The following is a 12,837-nucleotide window of genomic DNA, read 5'->3' on the forward strand; positions in this document are numbered from 1 at the left end:
TCACCAACGTCATGGCCGAGTACACCTAGGACCCCATGCCGCCGCCGGCAGGCCCAGAGAACGTCAGCGGAGGCGTCCTTCAGCCCTGGGCCACCGGTTCTCCATGCCGCAGACGGACGACGACGGCCGGTCACCTTCGTGCGGAAGGCGACCGGCCGCCGTCGGGAAGTCCCTGAGATCCCAGGCAGTGAGGCGGGGCAGGCGGACGCCGCTCCGGGCGAGTCCGCCGGGCGCAGGTCAGCGCTGCGGGGCCTGGCCGGGCTCGTCGCCCATGACGATCGGCACGCGCACGGCGTTGCCCCATTCGGTCCAGGAGCCGTCATAGTTGCGGACGTCCTCGTAGCCGAGCAGGTGCTTGAGCACGAACCAGGTGTGGGAGGAACGCTCGCCGATGCGGCAGTAGGCGATCACCTTGTCGGTCTCACCGAGTCCGGCCTCGTCGCGGTAGATCGCCTCGAGCTCGGCGCGGGACTTGAAGGTGCCGTCCTCGTTGGCGGCCTTCGCCCACGGCACGGAGGCGGCGGTCGGGATGTGGCCGCCGCGGAGGGTGCCCTCCTGCGGGTAGCCGTCCATGTGGGTGGTCTCGCCGGTGTACTCCTTGGGGGAGCGCACGTCGATCAGCGGGGTGGAGCCGAGGGCGGCCAACACGTCCTCGCGGGCGGCGCGATCGGTGGTGTCGTCGCGGTCGGTCACCGGGTAGTCGACCGGGGTGACGGACGGGACCTCGCGGGTGGTCTCGCGGCCCTCGGCGATCCACTTGTCGCGGCCGCCGTTCATCAGGCGGGTGTCCCTGTGGCCGTAGAGCGTGAAGACCCAGAGGGCGTAGGCGGCCCACCAGTTGGACTTGTCGCCGTAGAACACCACGGTGGTGTCCGGGCCGATGCCCTTGGAGCCGAGCAGCTCCGCGAAGGCCTCCGGACCGACGAAGTCGCGGGTCACCGGGTCGTTGAGCTCGGTGTGCCAGTCGATCTTCACGGCACCGGGGATGTGACCGGTGGAGTAGAGCAGGGTGTCCTCGTTGGACTCGAGGACCACGACGTCCTCGTCGCCGATGTGCTCGGCGACCCAGGCGGTGGAGACGAGCTTCTCAGGGTGGGCGTACTCGGCGAACTCGGTGGAGGTCTCGGCCATCAGGGGCACCTCTTCCTGTCGATGGGGTCTGGCCTGCGGGCCCTCTCCGGTGCCGTCCTCCGTGCGGAGACGCCGCGTTCGGCGGCCGGCGTCCGGGCCGGGCCCTCGGCCGTCAGATTACGCGAGGGCGGCGGGTCCTAATAGGCAGGCTGTCCTAAACCGTCATCGTCGGTGCAGGCGGCGGACGGTACAGTGAACCGGGACAACGCACGCCGAAGGAAAGGGAGTCCGCCGTGGCCCAGACCGTCCATCTGTCCGAGCGCTCCCCGCAGGTCTCGGCAGACGAACTGCTCGCCGGCTTCCAGCCGTCCTACCGCTTCGGTGAGGTGTCCTTCGACACCTACATCCCGGACCCGGCCCATCCGTCGCAGGCGGAGGCCGTCAACCGGCTGAAGGACTTCGCGGCCTCGATCGGTGGCGGGCGCGGCGGGCATGGCGGCTCCGGAGGCTTGTTCGGCGGCCTGTTCGGCGGGAAGAAGCGGGCGGCGGGGCCGGCCGGCATCTACCTGGACGGCGGCTTCGGCGTCGGCAAGACCCACCTGCTCGCCTCCACCTGGCACGCCGCCCCGGGCCCGAAGGCCTTCGGCACCTTCGTGGAGTACACCAACCTGGTCGGCGCCCTGTCCTTCCGCAAGGCCGTGGACGTGCTCAAGGAGTACACCCTGGTCTGCATCGACGAGTTCGAGCTGGACGACCCGGGCGACACCGTCCTCATGTCCCGCCTCATGCGCGAGCTGGCCGACGCCGGCGTCCGCCTCGTGGCGACCTCCAACACCCTGCCCGGCGCCCTCGGCGAAGGCCGGTTCGCCGCACAGGACTTCAAGCGCGAGATCCAGGTGCTCGCCGAGCAGTTCGAGGTGATCCGCGTGGACGGCGAGGACTACCGCCACCGCGGCCTCTCCGAGGCCCCCGCCCCGCTCGACGACGCCGAGGTCATGGACACCGTGGCGAAGAACTTCCCGGACGTCGGTGTGGTGGCCGAGGACGACTTCGCCGACCTCACCGCCATGCTCTCCCGCGTGCACCCCTCGCGCTACCGGGAGCTCGTCAAGGACGTGGACGTCATCGCCCTCCACAACGTGGAGACCATCACCGAGCAGGCCACCGCGCTGCGCTTCGTGGTGTTCGCGGACCGGCTCTATGACAAGGACGTCCCAGTGGTCGCCTCCGGCACCGCCTTCGACGAGCTGTTCACGCACGAGATGATGCACGGCGGATACATGAAGAAGTACTTCCGCACCGTCTCCCGCATGACCGCGCTCGTCCGCGAGGGCCAGCTCGGCATCGCCGAGGAGAAGTGACGCCGCGGTGACCGGCGCGGGGGACCGCCGATGAGCGGCTCCGTGCCCTCGCCCGGCGGCACCGACCCGGACGGCAGGCAGGCCCTGTCGGCCGTCGAGGCCGCCGTCCGCCGTGCCCTCCGCGTCCCCGGCGTCCGCGTGGACCGGGAGCGATTCCTCCTCAGGCAGGCCCGGGGCCTGCTTCCCGACGACGGCGCACGCCGCCGGGTCCTGACCGAGGGCCTGGCCGCCGTGCTCACCGAGCCCGAGATGCGCGCCCTGGGCCTGCGGCGGGTCCTGCAGCTGACCGCCTGGTCCTCGTCGGCCGCCGTGGTGTCCGCCCTGCCTGCAGGGCCGGTGGCGATGACCGCCGGCGCCGGCGCCGATGTGATGCAGCAGCTCGTCTTCGGCCTGCGCCTGTCCCAGGAGCTCGCCTATCTCTACGGGCACCGGCTCTCCGGCACCGACCACGAGGGGGCCCCGCCGACCGACGCGGAGCTCGAGCAGCTTCTCCTGCTCTTCGGCGGCCTGCTGGAGGTGGAGGGCGCCGCGGCCGCCGTCCGGCTCACCGGTCCGCGCCTCGAGCGCGACGGACGTCCCGTCGGCTACGGCGACGGCGACTGGGGTCGACGCAGCGGAGGCGAGTCGACCGGCGGAGGGCTCGACGCCGATGCCGGCATCGGTGCTGACGCCGGCTTCGGTGCCCGGACGGGGGCTGGTGCCAGGGCAGGTGCCGCGGGCGCTGGGCTGCCGGCCGACCTGCTGCGCCGCAGCGTCATCGGACCGATCTGCCGACGGGTACTCGCCCGGTTCGCCTCCCGCATGCACTCCGTGGTGCTGCGCCGCGGGGTCCTGCGCGCCGTGCCGGTGCTCGGCGCGATCGGCGCCGGGGGAGCGGCCTTCTCCGCGCTCCAGGCCCAGGGGCGCATCCTCAACCACGAGCTGGCCGAGGGGCTCGACTACACGCCGGACAAGGTGATGGACGATGTGGAGGCGCTGCGGCGGGCGCTGGGCGCCGGCTGACAGCGGACCGGATCGAGAGCCCGGCCGAGACGCGGGGCCGGGACGACCGCCGAGGCGATGGGATCCGAGGACGACTGAGGCCCAGCCGGTGGTGCCGACGGGGCCTCAGACATGAATGGAGCGGATGACGGGATTCGAACCCGCGACCTCCACCTTGGCAAGGTGGCGCTCTAGCCAACTGAGCTACATCCGCAGAACCGGTCGGCCACTGAAGACCACCGTCCGTGCGCGATACTGGGTTCGAACCAGTGACCTCTTCCGTGTCAAGGAAGCGCGCTACCACTGCGCCAATCGCGCTCATCAGTCTCACGACTGCTGAGTACAGTTCCTTCCATCTCTGGAGGAGCCGCGAGGTCGGGACGGGATTCGAACCCGCGTATACGGCTTTGCAGGCCGCTGCCTCGCCTCTCGGCCACCCGACCAGGGTTGAAAGGTCATGCGAGCGGATGACGGGATTCGAACCCGCGACCTCCACCTTGGCAAGGTGGCGCTCTAGCCAACTGAGCTACATCCGCATGGATCGACGCGGCGATCGTCTTCCTCATCGGAACCGCTCGCCGCGTTTTCCAACGAGAAAGAACTCTAGACCATGTCGTCGGCGGATGCCAAATCGGGGGCGGGCGCGCCCTGCAGGGCAGGAGGTGTCAGCCGTCTCACCTGTGGAGACCCGACGCCCCGTCCGGACCGCCTGCCAGAATGGTGGACCATGACCCAGCCACGCCTCGCCCACGCCACAGAGCGCGGGCGCATGTACTCGCGCAAGCTCGGCGGCCTGCCGGAGGTGCCGTCGATCACCACCGTCATCGGCCTGGAGAAGGCGGACCTGGACGGCTGGGTCGGTTGGATGGCCGCTGACGCCGCCACGAAGGACGCCCGGCTCGAACAGGCGCTGGGCTCCTCGGCACGGCTGCGCCAGATCGCTCGGCAGAACGCGGACGCCGCCGCCAAGTACCGTGACGCCGCCGCCGAGCGCGGCGACCGGGTCCACGACTACGCCGAGCAGGTCTCCCTCCGCGCCCTCGGCAGGCCGCACCGCATGGCCGAGTGCCGTCAGCGGCTGATCCAGCACGGCGAGGGCGCCTACGCCGACCGCTTCGACGAGTGGTGGGACCTCTACGGTGTGCAGCCCGTGGCGGCGGAGGTGACCGTGTGGAACGACTCCGTCGGCTACGCCGGCACCCTCGACCTCGTGGCGCGCATCGGTGGGCGCCTGTGCCTGATCGACTTCAAGACCAAGACCACCGGCCGTGACGGCCGGGTCAAGCCGCTCGACGCCAAGGTGGTCATGCAGCTCGTGGCCGGCCTGCAGGCCGAGGAGTCCCTGGTCGACCCCGTGGCCGGCACCTGGGAGCCCTGGGCCCATGGGGGCGCCGAGATGCTGCTCGGCGTGGCCATCGGCGAGACCGAGGTGGCCGTGCACCAGGCCAACCCCGCCGTGCTCAGGCAGCACTGGCACAAGTTCTGGGCGCTCCGCCAGCTCTGGACCCACCAGGAGGCCGCAGCCGAGGCCGGCCCCGCCCTGCGTGAGATCGGCCCGCCGCCGGTGCAGCGTGCCGGTGCCGGCAACGGTGCCGATTCCGCAGCCCCCGGCAGCGGCGCACCGGCCGGCGGGGCGCCGTCCCGGGCCGGATCCCACGCCGCCACGGCAGCTCCGGCGGGAGCCGAGGGACCGTCAGCCCGATGACCAGCCTGCCGGTCCGCACCGGGTCGGACCCCGCCCCGGGGCCGAGGACGAGGAGGTGCCCGAGCCGGGCGACGGCCTGCCGGGCCCTATGCCGGGCGACGGCCTGCCGGACCCCGAGCCGGGCGACTGACTGCCGGCCCGGTGCCTCCACCGCGCGGTGGACCACCTGGATGGCATGCTGTCCGTGGGCCGTCTCGTCGCCTCCGTCCTCGGAAGGCGCCGACGTCCCACGGCCACCGCAGCATCCGTGTCCGCACCGCCCGTCGGTGCGCCACCGGCCAGACACCCCAGGAGACCATGACTGACCCCGCCGCCCCGCCCGCCGCGCAGGCGACTGCGCAGACCACCGCCCAGCCGGCCGAGCCGGCGTCCGCCCAGGACGCGGGCGCACCGCTGCGTGTCCTCTACGCAGGCACGCCCGAGACCGCGGTGCCCGTGCTCGAGGCGCTCGTGGCCTCCCGCCACCGGGTCGTCGGCGTGCTGACCCGGCCGGACGCCCCGCTGGGCCGCAAGCGGGTGCTCACCCCGTCCCCGGTGGCCGCGGCCGCCGAGGCCCACGGCATCCCCACCGTCAAGGCCGACCGCCTCCGCGGGGAGGCCGGCGCCGAGGCCGCCGAGGCGATCCGTGCGCTGGGAGCGGACGTGGCCGTCGTCGTGGCCTACGGTGCGCTCGTGCCGGCCGAGCTGCTGGGCGTGCCGAAGCACGGCTGGCTCAACCTGCATTTCTCCACGCTGCCTGCCTGGCGCGGCGCCGCCCCCGTGCAGCGCGCCATGATGGCCGGCGAGACCCGCATCGGCGCCGACGTGTTCCAGCTCGAGGAGGGCCTGGACACCGGCCCGGTCTTCGCCAGGATGCACCGGGACGTCGCACCAGGCCAGACCTCCGGTGACCTGCTGGCCGGGCTGGCCGCGGACGGGGGACCGCTGGTGGTCGAGGTGCTGGACGGACTCTCTGCCGGCACCGCCGTCGCCACGCCGCAGCAGGGCGAACCGACCCACGCCGAGAAGCTCTCGCACGCCGACGGGCTCGTCGACGCCGCCGGAGACGCCGCAGCCGTGGGCGCTCTGGTCAACGGCGTCACCCCGGAGCCCGGCGCCTGGGGCTGGATGCTCGCCGACCAGGCCGACGCCCCCACCCGCTTCAAGCTCGACGCCGTCCTGCCGCACGCCGAGGAGGACCTGCCCGCCGAGGTGGCCGCCGCCTCCGTCGGAGACCTGCTCGTGGCCGCGAAGAGGGCCTGGCTGCGCGCCGGCTCCGGCGCGCTCGAGCTCACCCGCGTCCAGCCGTCTGGCAAGAAGCTCATGGCCGCCGCCGACTGGGCCCGCGGCGCCACCGGCTCGCCCCGCCTGCTGGCCGGGACCGAGCTCGCCGACCACACCGCCGAGTTGCAGGCCGCCCACGCGGCCCGCCTCGCCGCCCGCACCACCGCCGAAGGGAAGACCCGCGCATGAGCGATCGTCGACAGGGACAGGGATCCGGCCGGGACGACCGGCGCGGCGGCGGGCGAAGGCGTCAGGACCGCCGCGACGCCCGGGGCCGCACCCGTAACCGCGGCCGCTCCGGTGCCGGGAGGCACTACTCGGCGGTCGCGCCGTCGCAGCGCTCGCGCCAGGCCGATCCGGCCCGCGCCGTCGCCTTCGACGTGGTGCGCGCCGTCCACCAGGACGACTCCTACGCCAACCTCGTGCTGCCGCAGCGCATCCACGCCCGCCGCCTGGACCGCCGCGACGCCGGCTTCGCCACCGAGCTGACCTACGGCACCCTGCGCGGCATCGGCCTGTACGACGCGATCCTCGCCGAGTGCGTGGACCGCCCGCTGGCCGACCTCGACGCCCCCGTGCTCGACGCCCTGCGTCTGGGCGCACACCAGCTGCTCGGCATGCGGGTGCCCGCCCACGCGGCGCTCGACGCCACCGTCGCCCTCGTCCGCGAGAAGATCGGTGCCGGCCCCTCCGGCTTCGTCAACGCCGTGCTGCGCCGCATCTCCGAGACGCCTCGCGAGGACTGGATCGAGCGCGTCGCCCCGGACGACGGCTCCGAGAAGTCCCTCGGCATCCGCCATTCGCATCCGGCCTGGATCGTGCGCGGCCTGCGCCAGGCCCTCGTCAGCCACGGCGCCGACGCCGCCGAGCTCACCGACCTGCTCGAGGCGGACAACGCCGCCCCCGTGGTCAACGTGGTCGCGCTGCCCGGTCTCGGAGACATCGGACCGGTCCTGGAGGCCGGCGCCGAGCCCAGCCCCATCGCCCCCGACGCCGCCCTCCACGCCGGCGGCGACGCGGCCCGCCTGCCCGGCGTCCGCGACGGCGTCGTCCGCGTCCAGGACGTCGGCTCCCAGCTCACCGCCCGTGCTCTGGCCTCCGTCCCGCTCGGGGGACAGGCGCACGACGACGGCCCCGTCGCCTCGGGCGCGTCTGGCACCGAGCACTGGCTCGACCTCTGCGCCGGCCCCGGCGGCAAGGCCGCCCTGCTCGCCGCGCTGGCCGCCGAGCGGGGCGCCCACCTGCTCGCCAACGAGGTCGCCGACCACCGCGCCGACCTCGTCCGTGGGGCGCTCACCGCCGTGCCGCAGCGGGCCTGGACCGTCCGCGCCGGCGACGGCCGCCGGATCTCCGAGGCGCCCGAGGCCGCGCCCGGCTTCGACCGCATCCTCGTCGACGCCCCGTGCACCGGGCTCGGCGCCCTGCGCCGCCGCCCCGAGTCGCGCTGGCGCCGCACCCCGGCCGACCTCGCCGTCCTCACGGACCTGCAGGCCGAGCTGCTGGACGCCGCCGTCGGCGCGCTGGTCCCCGGCGGAGTCCTCGCCTACGTCACCTGCTCGCCGCACCCGGCCGAGACCGTGGTCCAGACCGAGGACCTGCTGCGCCGCCACCCGGAGCTCGAGCAGCTCGACGCGGCACAGGCGCTGCAGTCCGTGGCCGTGGGTGACCTCGGCCTGCCCGCGACGAAGACCGCCCAGCTGTGGCCCCACCGCCACGGCACCGACGCCATGTTCCTCGCCCTGGTGCGGAAGCCGGCCTGAGCCGGCCGGACCCACCCGGATACTCCGCCCGTCCCCACCACAGGAGCCCGCCATGACCGCGACGTCCCCGACCGTCCACCTGCACCCGTCGATCCTCTCGGCCGACTTCGCCCGGCTGGCGGACGAGCTGGGCCGGATCGGCGCCGCCGACGCCGTCCACGTGGACGTCATGGACGGCCACTTCGTGCCGAACCTGACCCTGGGCCTGCCGGTGGTCGAGGCGATCGGCAAGGCGACCGACCTGCCGCTGGACCTGCACCTGATGATCGAGGACCCGGACCGCTGGGCCCCGGACTACGTGGACGCCGGCGCCGCCTCCGTGACCTTCCACGCCGAGGCCGCCAAGGCCCCGGTGCGCCTGGCCCGCGAGCTGCGCGCCCGCGGCGCAAAGGCCGCCATGGCGCTCAACCCCGGCACCGCCCTCGAACCCCACCTGGGCATGCTGGGGGAGCTGGACATGCTCCTGCTCATGACCGTCGAGCCCGGCTTCGGCGGCCAGCCGTTCCTGGACCTCGTGCTGCCGAAGATCCGTGCCGCCCGGAAGGCCGTCGACGACCTGGGCGGTCAGCTCGCCCTCCAGGTGGACGGCGGCGTCAACGCGGACACCATCCACCGCGCCGCCGAGGCCGGCGCCGACGTCTTCGTGGCGGGCTCCGCTGTCTACGGCGCGGACGACCCGGACGCGGCCATCCGCTTGCTGCGTGAGACGGCGGCCCACGCCTGCGCCCACGGCAGGGCGTGACGTGGCATACTTGATCCCAGCTAACGTGCTCCGGGGTCGGTGAAAGTCCGAACCGGCGGTGACAGTCCGCGACCCGCGAGCGTGAGCCAGGCGAGAGCCCCGGCCCACGCGGACGGTTGAGCCGGTGGAATTCCGGCACCGACAGTAAGAGTCTGGATGGGAGAAGCACGCAGCCGACGCCTCGGCAGAGGTCTCTTCGCAGCACCCTGCCCTGTCCGTCCCCACATGCCCCCGGAGCGCGCCTCCGGGTGAGGGCCACCCGGAGCGCCGAGCGCACGGGAGGACGCAGATGGAGCACCTCACGGACGAGGCCGCCATGGACCTCGCCGTCGCCGCCGCCCTCGAGGGCGTCCGGGGCGCCAATCCGCTCGTCGGCGCCGTCCTGACCGCTCCCGACGGACAGCTCCTCGCCGTCGGCCGCCACCGCGGCGCCGGCACCCTGCACGCCGAGGCCGACGCCCTCGCCGCCTGGGCCGCCCTGCGCGAGACCGACCCGCAGGCCGCTGCGGTCGACCCGGCCGCCTGCACCCTCCACGTCACCCTCGAACCCTGCGACCACACCGGGCGGACCGGACCCTGCACCGGCGCCGTCCGCGCCGCCGGCATCGGCCGCCTCGTCTACGCCGTCGCCGATCCGACCGGCACCTCCGGCGGGGGAGCACAGACCCTCCGGGCCGCCGGCCTCGACGTGTCGGGCCCGACCGGACACGCCGGATCCCTCGCCCTCACCGACCGCTGGCGTCGCGCCCGCGCCACGGGCCGTCCCTTCGTCACCGCGCACCTGGCGCAGTCCCTCGACGGCTGCGCCGCCGCCGCGGACGGCACCAGCCAGTGGATCACCTCGCCCGCCTCCCGCGCCCACGCCCACGCCGTGCGCGGTCGGGTGGACGCGATCGTCGTGGGCACCGGCACCGTGCTCGCGGACGACCCCCGGCTCACCGCCCGGGACGACGACGGCTCCCTCGCCTCCGTCCAGCCGGTCCCCGTGGTCATGGGGCACCGTCGGATCCCCGCGGGGGCCGCCCTGCGCGGCCACCCCGCACTGGCGGCGGGGGAGGAGCCTCTGCACCTGCGCTCCCACGACCCCGCCGAGGTGCTCGCGGCGATCGCCGCCCACCCCGGCCCCTGGCCGCACGGCCGCGGCGGATGCGAGCACCTGCTGATCGAGGGCGGTCCCACCGTGCTGGCCGCCTGGATCGCCGCCGACCTCGTCGACGAGCTGCACGTCTACACCGCGCCGACGTTCCTCGGCGCCGGCCTGCCCGCCGTGTCCGGCCTGGCCGTGGACACCCTCGCCCACGCCGTGCGCTGGACCCCCGACTCCGCCGAGGGCGGCCCGGTCCGCCCGCTCGGCCCCGACACCTGGACCCATCTGCGGCCGGCGACGGCCGCAGGGAAGGAGTGACACCGTGTTCACCGGGATCATCACGCACATCGGCACCGTCCGGGAGCTGGTGCACCGTCCGGAGGCGGACGTCGCGACGATCGTCGTGGACGCCCCCGGCGTGCTCGACGGCCTGCCCGAGGGCGGCTCGCTGGCCGTCGACGGCGTCTGCCTCACCGCGCTCCACGACGCCGACGCCGAGCCCGGCGTCTTCCGCGCCGACCTGATGGGCCAGACCCTGCGCATGACCGCCCTCGGCGACCTCGCGCCCGGCTCCCGCGTCAACCTGGAGCGGTGCCTGCTGCCCCACCAGCACCTGGACGGCCACCTGGTCCAGGGCCACGTGGACGGCGTCGGCACGGTGCTCGAGGTCGCGGACGAGGGCGCCTGGCATCGGGTGCGCGTCGGCGTCCCCGCCCGTCTCGCCCGATACCTGCCCGCCCAGGGGGCCGTCGCCCTCCAGGGCGCGTCCCTGACGATCACCGCGGTGTCCTCCCCGGACGCCGCCGAGCACTGGTTCGAGGTCGGTCTCATCCCGGCCACCCTCGCCGCCACGACCTTCGACGGGCTCGAGGCCGGCCGCCGGCTCAACGTCGAGACCGACGTGATGGCCCGCTATGCCGAGCGCCTCGCCCAGATCCCCGCACCGCGGGACGCCACGGCACCGGCAGACCAGGAGGAGCCGCCAGACCAGGCGCAGCCGGCAGAACAGGCGAAGCCGGCACACGAGGAGGAGCGCGCATGAGCCACGGACAGGACCTGCAGCAGACCGTCGGTGTCGACCCCGTCCGCCTCGACCCCGTCGAGGAGGCGATCGCCGCGATCGCCGCGGGACGGGCCGTCGTCGTGGTGGACGACGAGGACCGGGAGAACGAGGGCGACCTGATCTTCGCCGCCTCCCGGGCCACCGCCGAGCTGACCGCCTTCACGATCCGTCACACCTCCGGCGTGCTGTGCACCCCGATGCCGGCGGCCTGGGCCGAGCGGCTCGCGCTGCCGCCGATGACCGACACCAACGAGGACCCCAAGGGCACCGCCTACACCGTGTCCGTGGACGCGGCGGCAGGCGTCACCACCGGCATCAGCGCCGCCGACCGCGCCCGCACCCTCCGCGTGCTGGCCCACCCCGGCTCCGCGGCCGGCGACCTCACCCGCCCCGGCCACGTCTTCCCGCTGCGCGCGGTGGACGGCGGCGTCCGCGAGCGGGCCGGCCACACCGAGGCCGGCGTGGAGCTCTGCCGCCTGGCGGGCCTCGCCCCGGTGGCGGCCATCGCCGAACTCACCCACGACGACGGCACCATGATGCGACTGCCCGCCCTCCGCGAGTTCGCGGACGAGCACGGCCTCGTCCTTGTCTCCATCGAGGACCTGGCCGACTTCCTCACCCGGATCGACGACGTGCCCGCCGAGGCCTGCCTGCCCACGGCCCGCGGGCCCCTGCGGATCGCCGTGCACCCGGACCCCGCCACCGGCGCCGAGCACGTGCTGCTCACCTCCCCGGACCTCGATCCGTCCGCCGGCCCCGTGACCGTCCGCGTGCACTCCGAGTGCCTCACCGGCGACGTCCTCGGCTCCCTGCGCTGCGACTGCGGCCCCCAGCTGCAGCGGTCGCTGGAGGCCACCGCCCGGCACGGCGGCGCCGTCCTCTACCTGCGCGGCCACGAGGGGCGCGGCATCGGCCTGGCCAACAAGGTCCGCGCCTACCGTCTGCAGGAGCAGGGACTCGACACCGTAGACGCCAACCTCGCCCTCGGGCTGCCCGCCGAGGGCCGCGACTTCCGCGCCGCGGCCCGGATCCTCGCCGACGCCGGGATCACCTGCGTCCGGCTGGTGACCAACAACCCGGTGAAGCTCACGGCGCTGCGCCGGGCGGGCATCGACGTCGTCGAGCGCGTCCCCGCCCCGGCACCGGAGAACGAGCACAACCGCGCCTACCTCGCCGCCAAGCGCGAGCGCATGGGCCACCTGCCGGCCCTCGGCGAGAGCGCCCCGGAGATCCCCGGCCGCCCCGCAGACCCGCTGACGCCGTCCCCCGCGGACGCCGCCGGCGCCATCACCCGTCCCTCCGAGACCGAGGAGCACCACGCATGAGCGGAGCAGGAGCCCCGACCTTCACCCACGACCGCGAGGCCGCCGCCGGCCTGCGGGTCGCCATCGTCGCCGCCCAGTGGCACGAGCAGATCATGGACGGCCTCGTCTCCGGCGCACAGGCCGCTGCCGCGGACTTCGGCCTCGAGGCGGACCTCGTCCGCGTCCCCGGCACCGTCGAGCTCACCGTGGCCGCCGCCCGCCTGACCCGCACCCACGACGTCGTCGTGGTCCTGGGGGTCGTCGTCCGAGGGGACACCCCCCACTTCGACTACGTCTGCTCCGCCGTGACCCAGGGCGTCACCGAGGTCTCCGTCCGCACCGGCGTGCCGGTCGGCTTCGGCGTCCTCACCGTGGACACCGAGCAGCAGGCGATCGACCGGGCGGGCCTGCCCGGCTCCCGCGAGGACAAGGGCCGTGAGGCCCTCGAGGCCGCCGTGCTCACCGAGCTCGCCCTGCGAGCGGTCTCCGGCGCGGCCCCG

The 12,837-nt window shown here is 74.4% G+C and carries 10 protein-coding genes, 4 tRNA genes, 1 pseudogene and 1 riboswitch; of the genes and pseudogenes, 10 read left to right on the plus strand and 5 right to left on the minus strand.

What is annotated here, in order from left to right; genetic code table 11:
• Positions 1-237: 237 nt before the first annotated feature.
• A complete protein-coding gene (locus HMPREF2863_RS04185; RefSeq protein WP_067188877.1) occupies positions 238-1,131 on the minus strand; it encodes a sulfurtransferase in 894 nt (297 codons plus the stop codon).
• Between the two features lie 233 nt (positions 1,132-1,364).
• Between HMPREF2863_RS04185 and zapE the strand changes: the two genes are divergently transcribed.
• Together zapE and HMPREF2863_RS12030 are read left to right on the plus strand one after the other, a co-directional pair.
• Positions 1,365-2,432 (plus strand): cell division protein ZapE, encoded by a 1,068-nt coding sequence (gene zapE, locus HMPREF2863_RS04190; protein ID WP_067188879.1) that lies wholly within the window; start codon positions 1,365-1,367, stop codon positions 2,430-2,432.
• Positions 2,433-2,462: 30 nt separating this feature from the next.
• The gene (locus HMPREF2863_RS12030) at positions 2,463-3,434 is read left to right on the plus strand and encodes a hypothetical protein (protein WP_070638214.1); all 972 of its coding nucleotides are present in this window, start codon (positions 2,463-2,465) and stop codon (positions 3,432-3,434) included.
• 116 nt (positions 3,435-3,550) lie between these two features.
• On the opposite strand, the gene HMPREF2863_RS04200 is transcribed toward HMPREF2863_RS12030, so the two are convergent.
• From HMPREF2863_RS04200 to HMPREF2863_RS04215, 4 genes are all read right to left on the minus strand, one after another.
• Positions 3,551-3,627: transfer RNA gene (locus HMPREF2863_RS04200), tRNA-Gly, on the minus strand.
• A gap of 32 nt (positions 3,628-3,659) precedes the next feature.
• Positions 3,660-3,731, minus strand: a tRNA-Val gene (locus HMPREF2863_RS04205).
• A gap of 54 nt (positions 3,732-3,785) precedes the next feature.
• Positions 3,786-3,856 (minus strand) — tRNA-Cys (locus HMPREF2863_RS04210).
• Between the two features lie 19 nt (positions 3,857-3,875).
• Positions 3,876-3,949 (minus strand) — tRNA-Gly (locus tag HMPREF2863_RS04215).
• A 191-nt stretch (positions 3,950-4,140) separates the two neighbouring features.
• On the opposite strand from HMPREF2863_RS04215, the gene HMPREF2863_RS04220 reads away from it, so the two are divergent.
• From HMPREF2863_RS04220 to ribH, 8 genes and pseudogenes are all read left to right on the plus strand, one after another.
• Positions 4,141-5,118: a cytochrome gene (locus HMPREF2863_RS04220; RefSeq protein ID WP_070638216.1), complete on the plus strand. Its 978-nt coding sequence runs from the start codon at positions 4,141-4,143 to the stop codon at positions 5,116-5,118.
• A 393-nt stretch (positions 5,119-5,511) separates the two neighbouring features.
• A complete protein-coding gene (locus HMPREF2863_RS04225) occupies positions 5,512-6,570 on the plus strand; it encodes a methionyl-tRNA formyltransferase (protein ID WP_070638352.1) in 1,059 nt (352 codons plus the stop codon).
• Positions 6,567-8,141 (plus strand): RsmB/NOP family class I SAM-dependent RNA methyltransferase, encoded by a 1,575-nt coding sequence (locus HMPREF2863_RS04230; protein WP_070638219.1) that lies wholly within the window; start codon positions 6,567-6,569, stop codon positions 8,139-8,141. Before HMPREF2863_RS04225 ends, HMPREF2863_RS04230 begins: the two co-directional genes overlap by 4 nt.
• Before the next feature lie 52 nt (positions 8,142-8,193).
• On the plus strand, positions 8,194-8,883 hold the full coding sequence (gene rpe / locus HMPREF2863_RS04235) for a ribulose-phosphate 3-epimerase (RefSeq protein WP_070638222.1): 690 nt from the start codon (positions 8,194-8,196) through the stop codon (positions 8,881-8,883).
• A gap of 22 nt (positions 8,884-8,905) precedes the next feature.
• Positions 8,906-9,055, plus strand: a riboswitch (FMN riboswitch).
• Between the two features lie 117 nt (positions 9,056-9,172).
• Positions 9,173-10,288, plus strand: a complete 1,116-nt coding sequence (gene ribD, locus HMPREF2863_RS04240; protein WP_067188888.1) for a bifunctional diaminohydroxyphosphoribosylaminopyrimidine deaminase/5-amino-6-(5-phosphoribosylamino)uracil reductase RibD — start codon at positions 9,173-9,175, stop codon at positions 10,286-10,288.
• Positions 10,289-10,292: 4 nt separating this feature from the next.
• Entirely contained in the window at positions 10,293-11,012 is a 720-nt protein-coding gene (locus HMPREF2863_RS04245) for a riboflavin synthase (RefSeq protein WP_067188890.1), read from the plus strand.
• A complete protein-coding gene (gene ribB / locus HMPREF2863_RS04250) occupies positions 11,009-12,358 on the plus strand; it encodes a 3,4-dihydroxy-2-butanone-4-phosphate synthase (protein ID WP_083315213.1) in 1,350 nt (449 codons plus the stop codon). The genes HMPREF2863_RS04245 and ribB overlap by 4 nt, the downstream gene beginning before the upstream one ends.
• Positions 12,355-12,816: pseudogene (ribH, locus tag HMPREF2863_RS04255) on the plus strand (6,7-dimethyl-8-ribityllumazine synthase); the annotation flags it as partial. The gene ribB and the pseudogene ribH, both read left to right, overlap by 4 nt.
• Between the last annotated feature and the right edge of the window lie 21 nt (positions 12,817-12,837).

It is taken from the genome of Micrococcus sp. HMSC067E09 (assembly GCF_001812555.1).
In the GTDB taxonomy this organism is placed as follows: domain Bacteria; phylum Actinomycetota; class Actinomycetes; order Actinomycetales; family Micrococcaceae; genus Micrococcus; species Micrococcus lylae.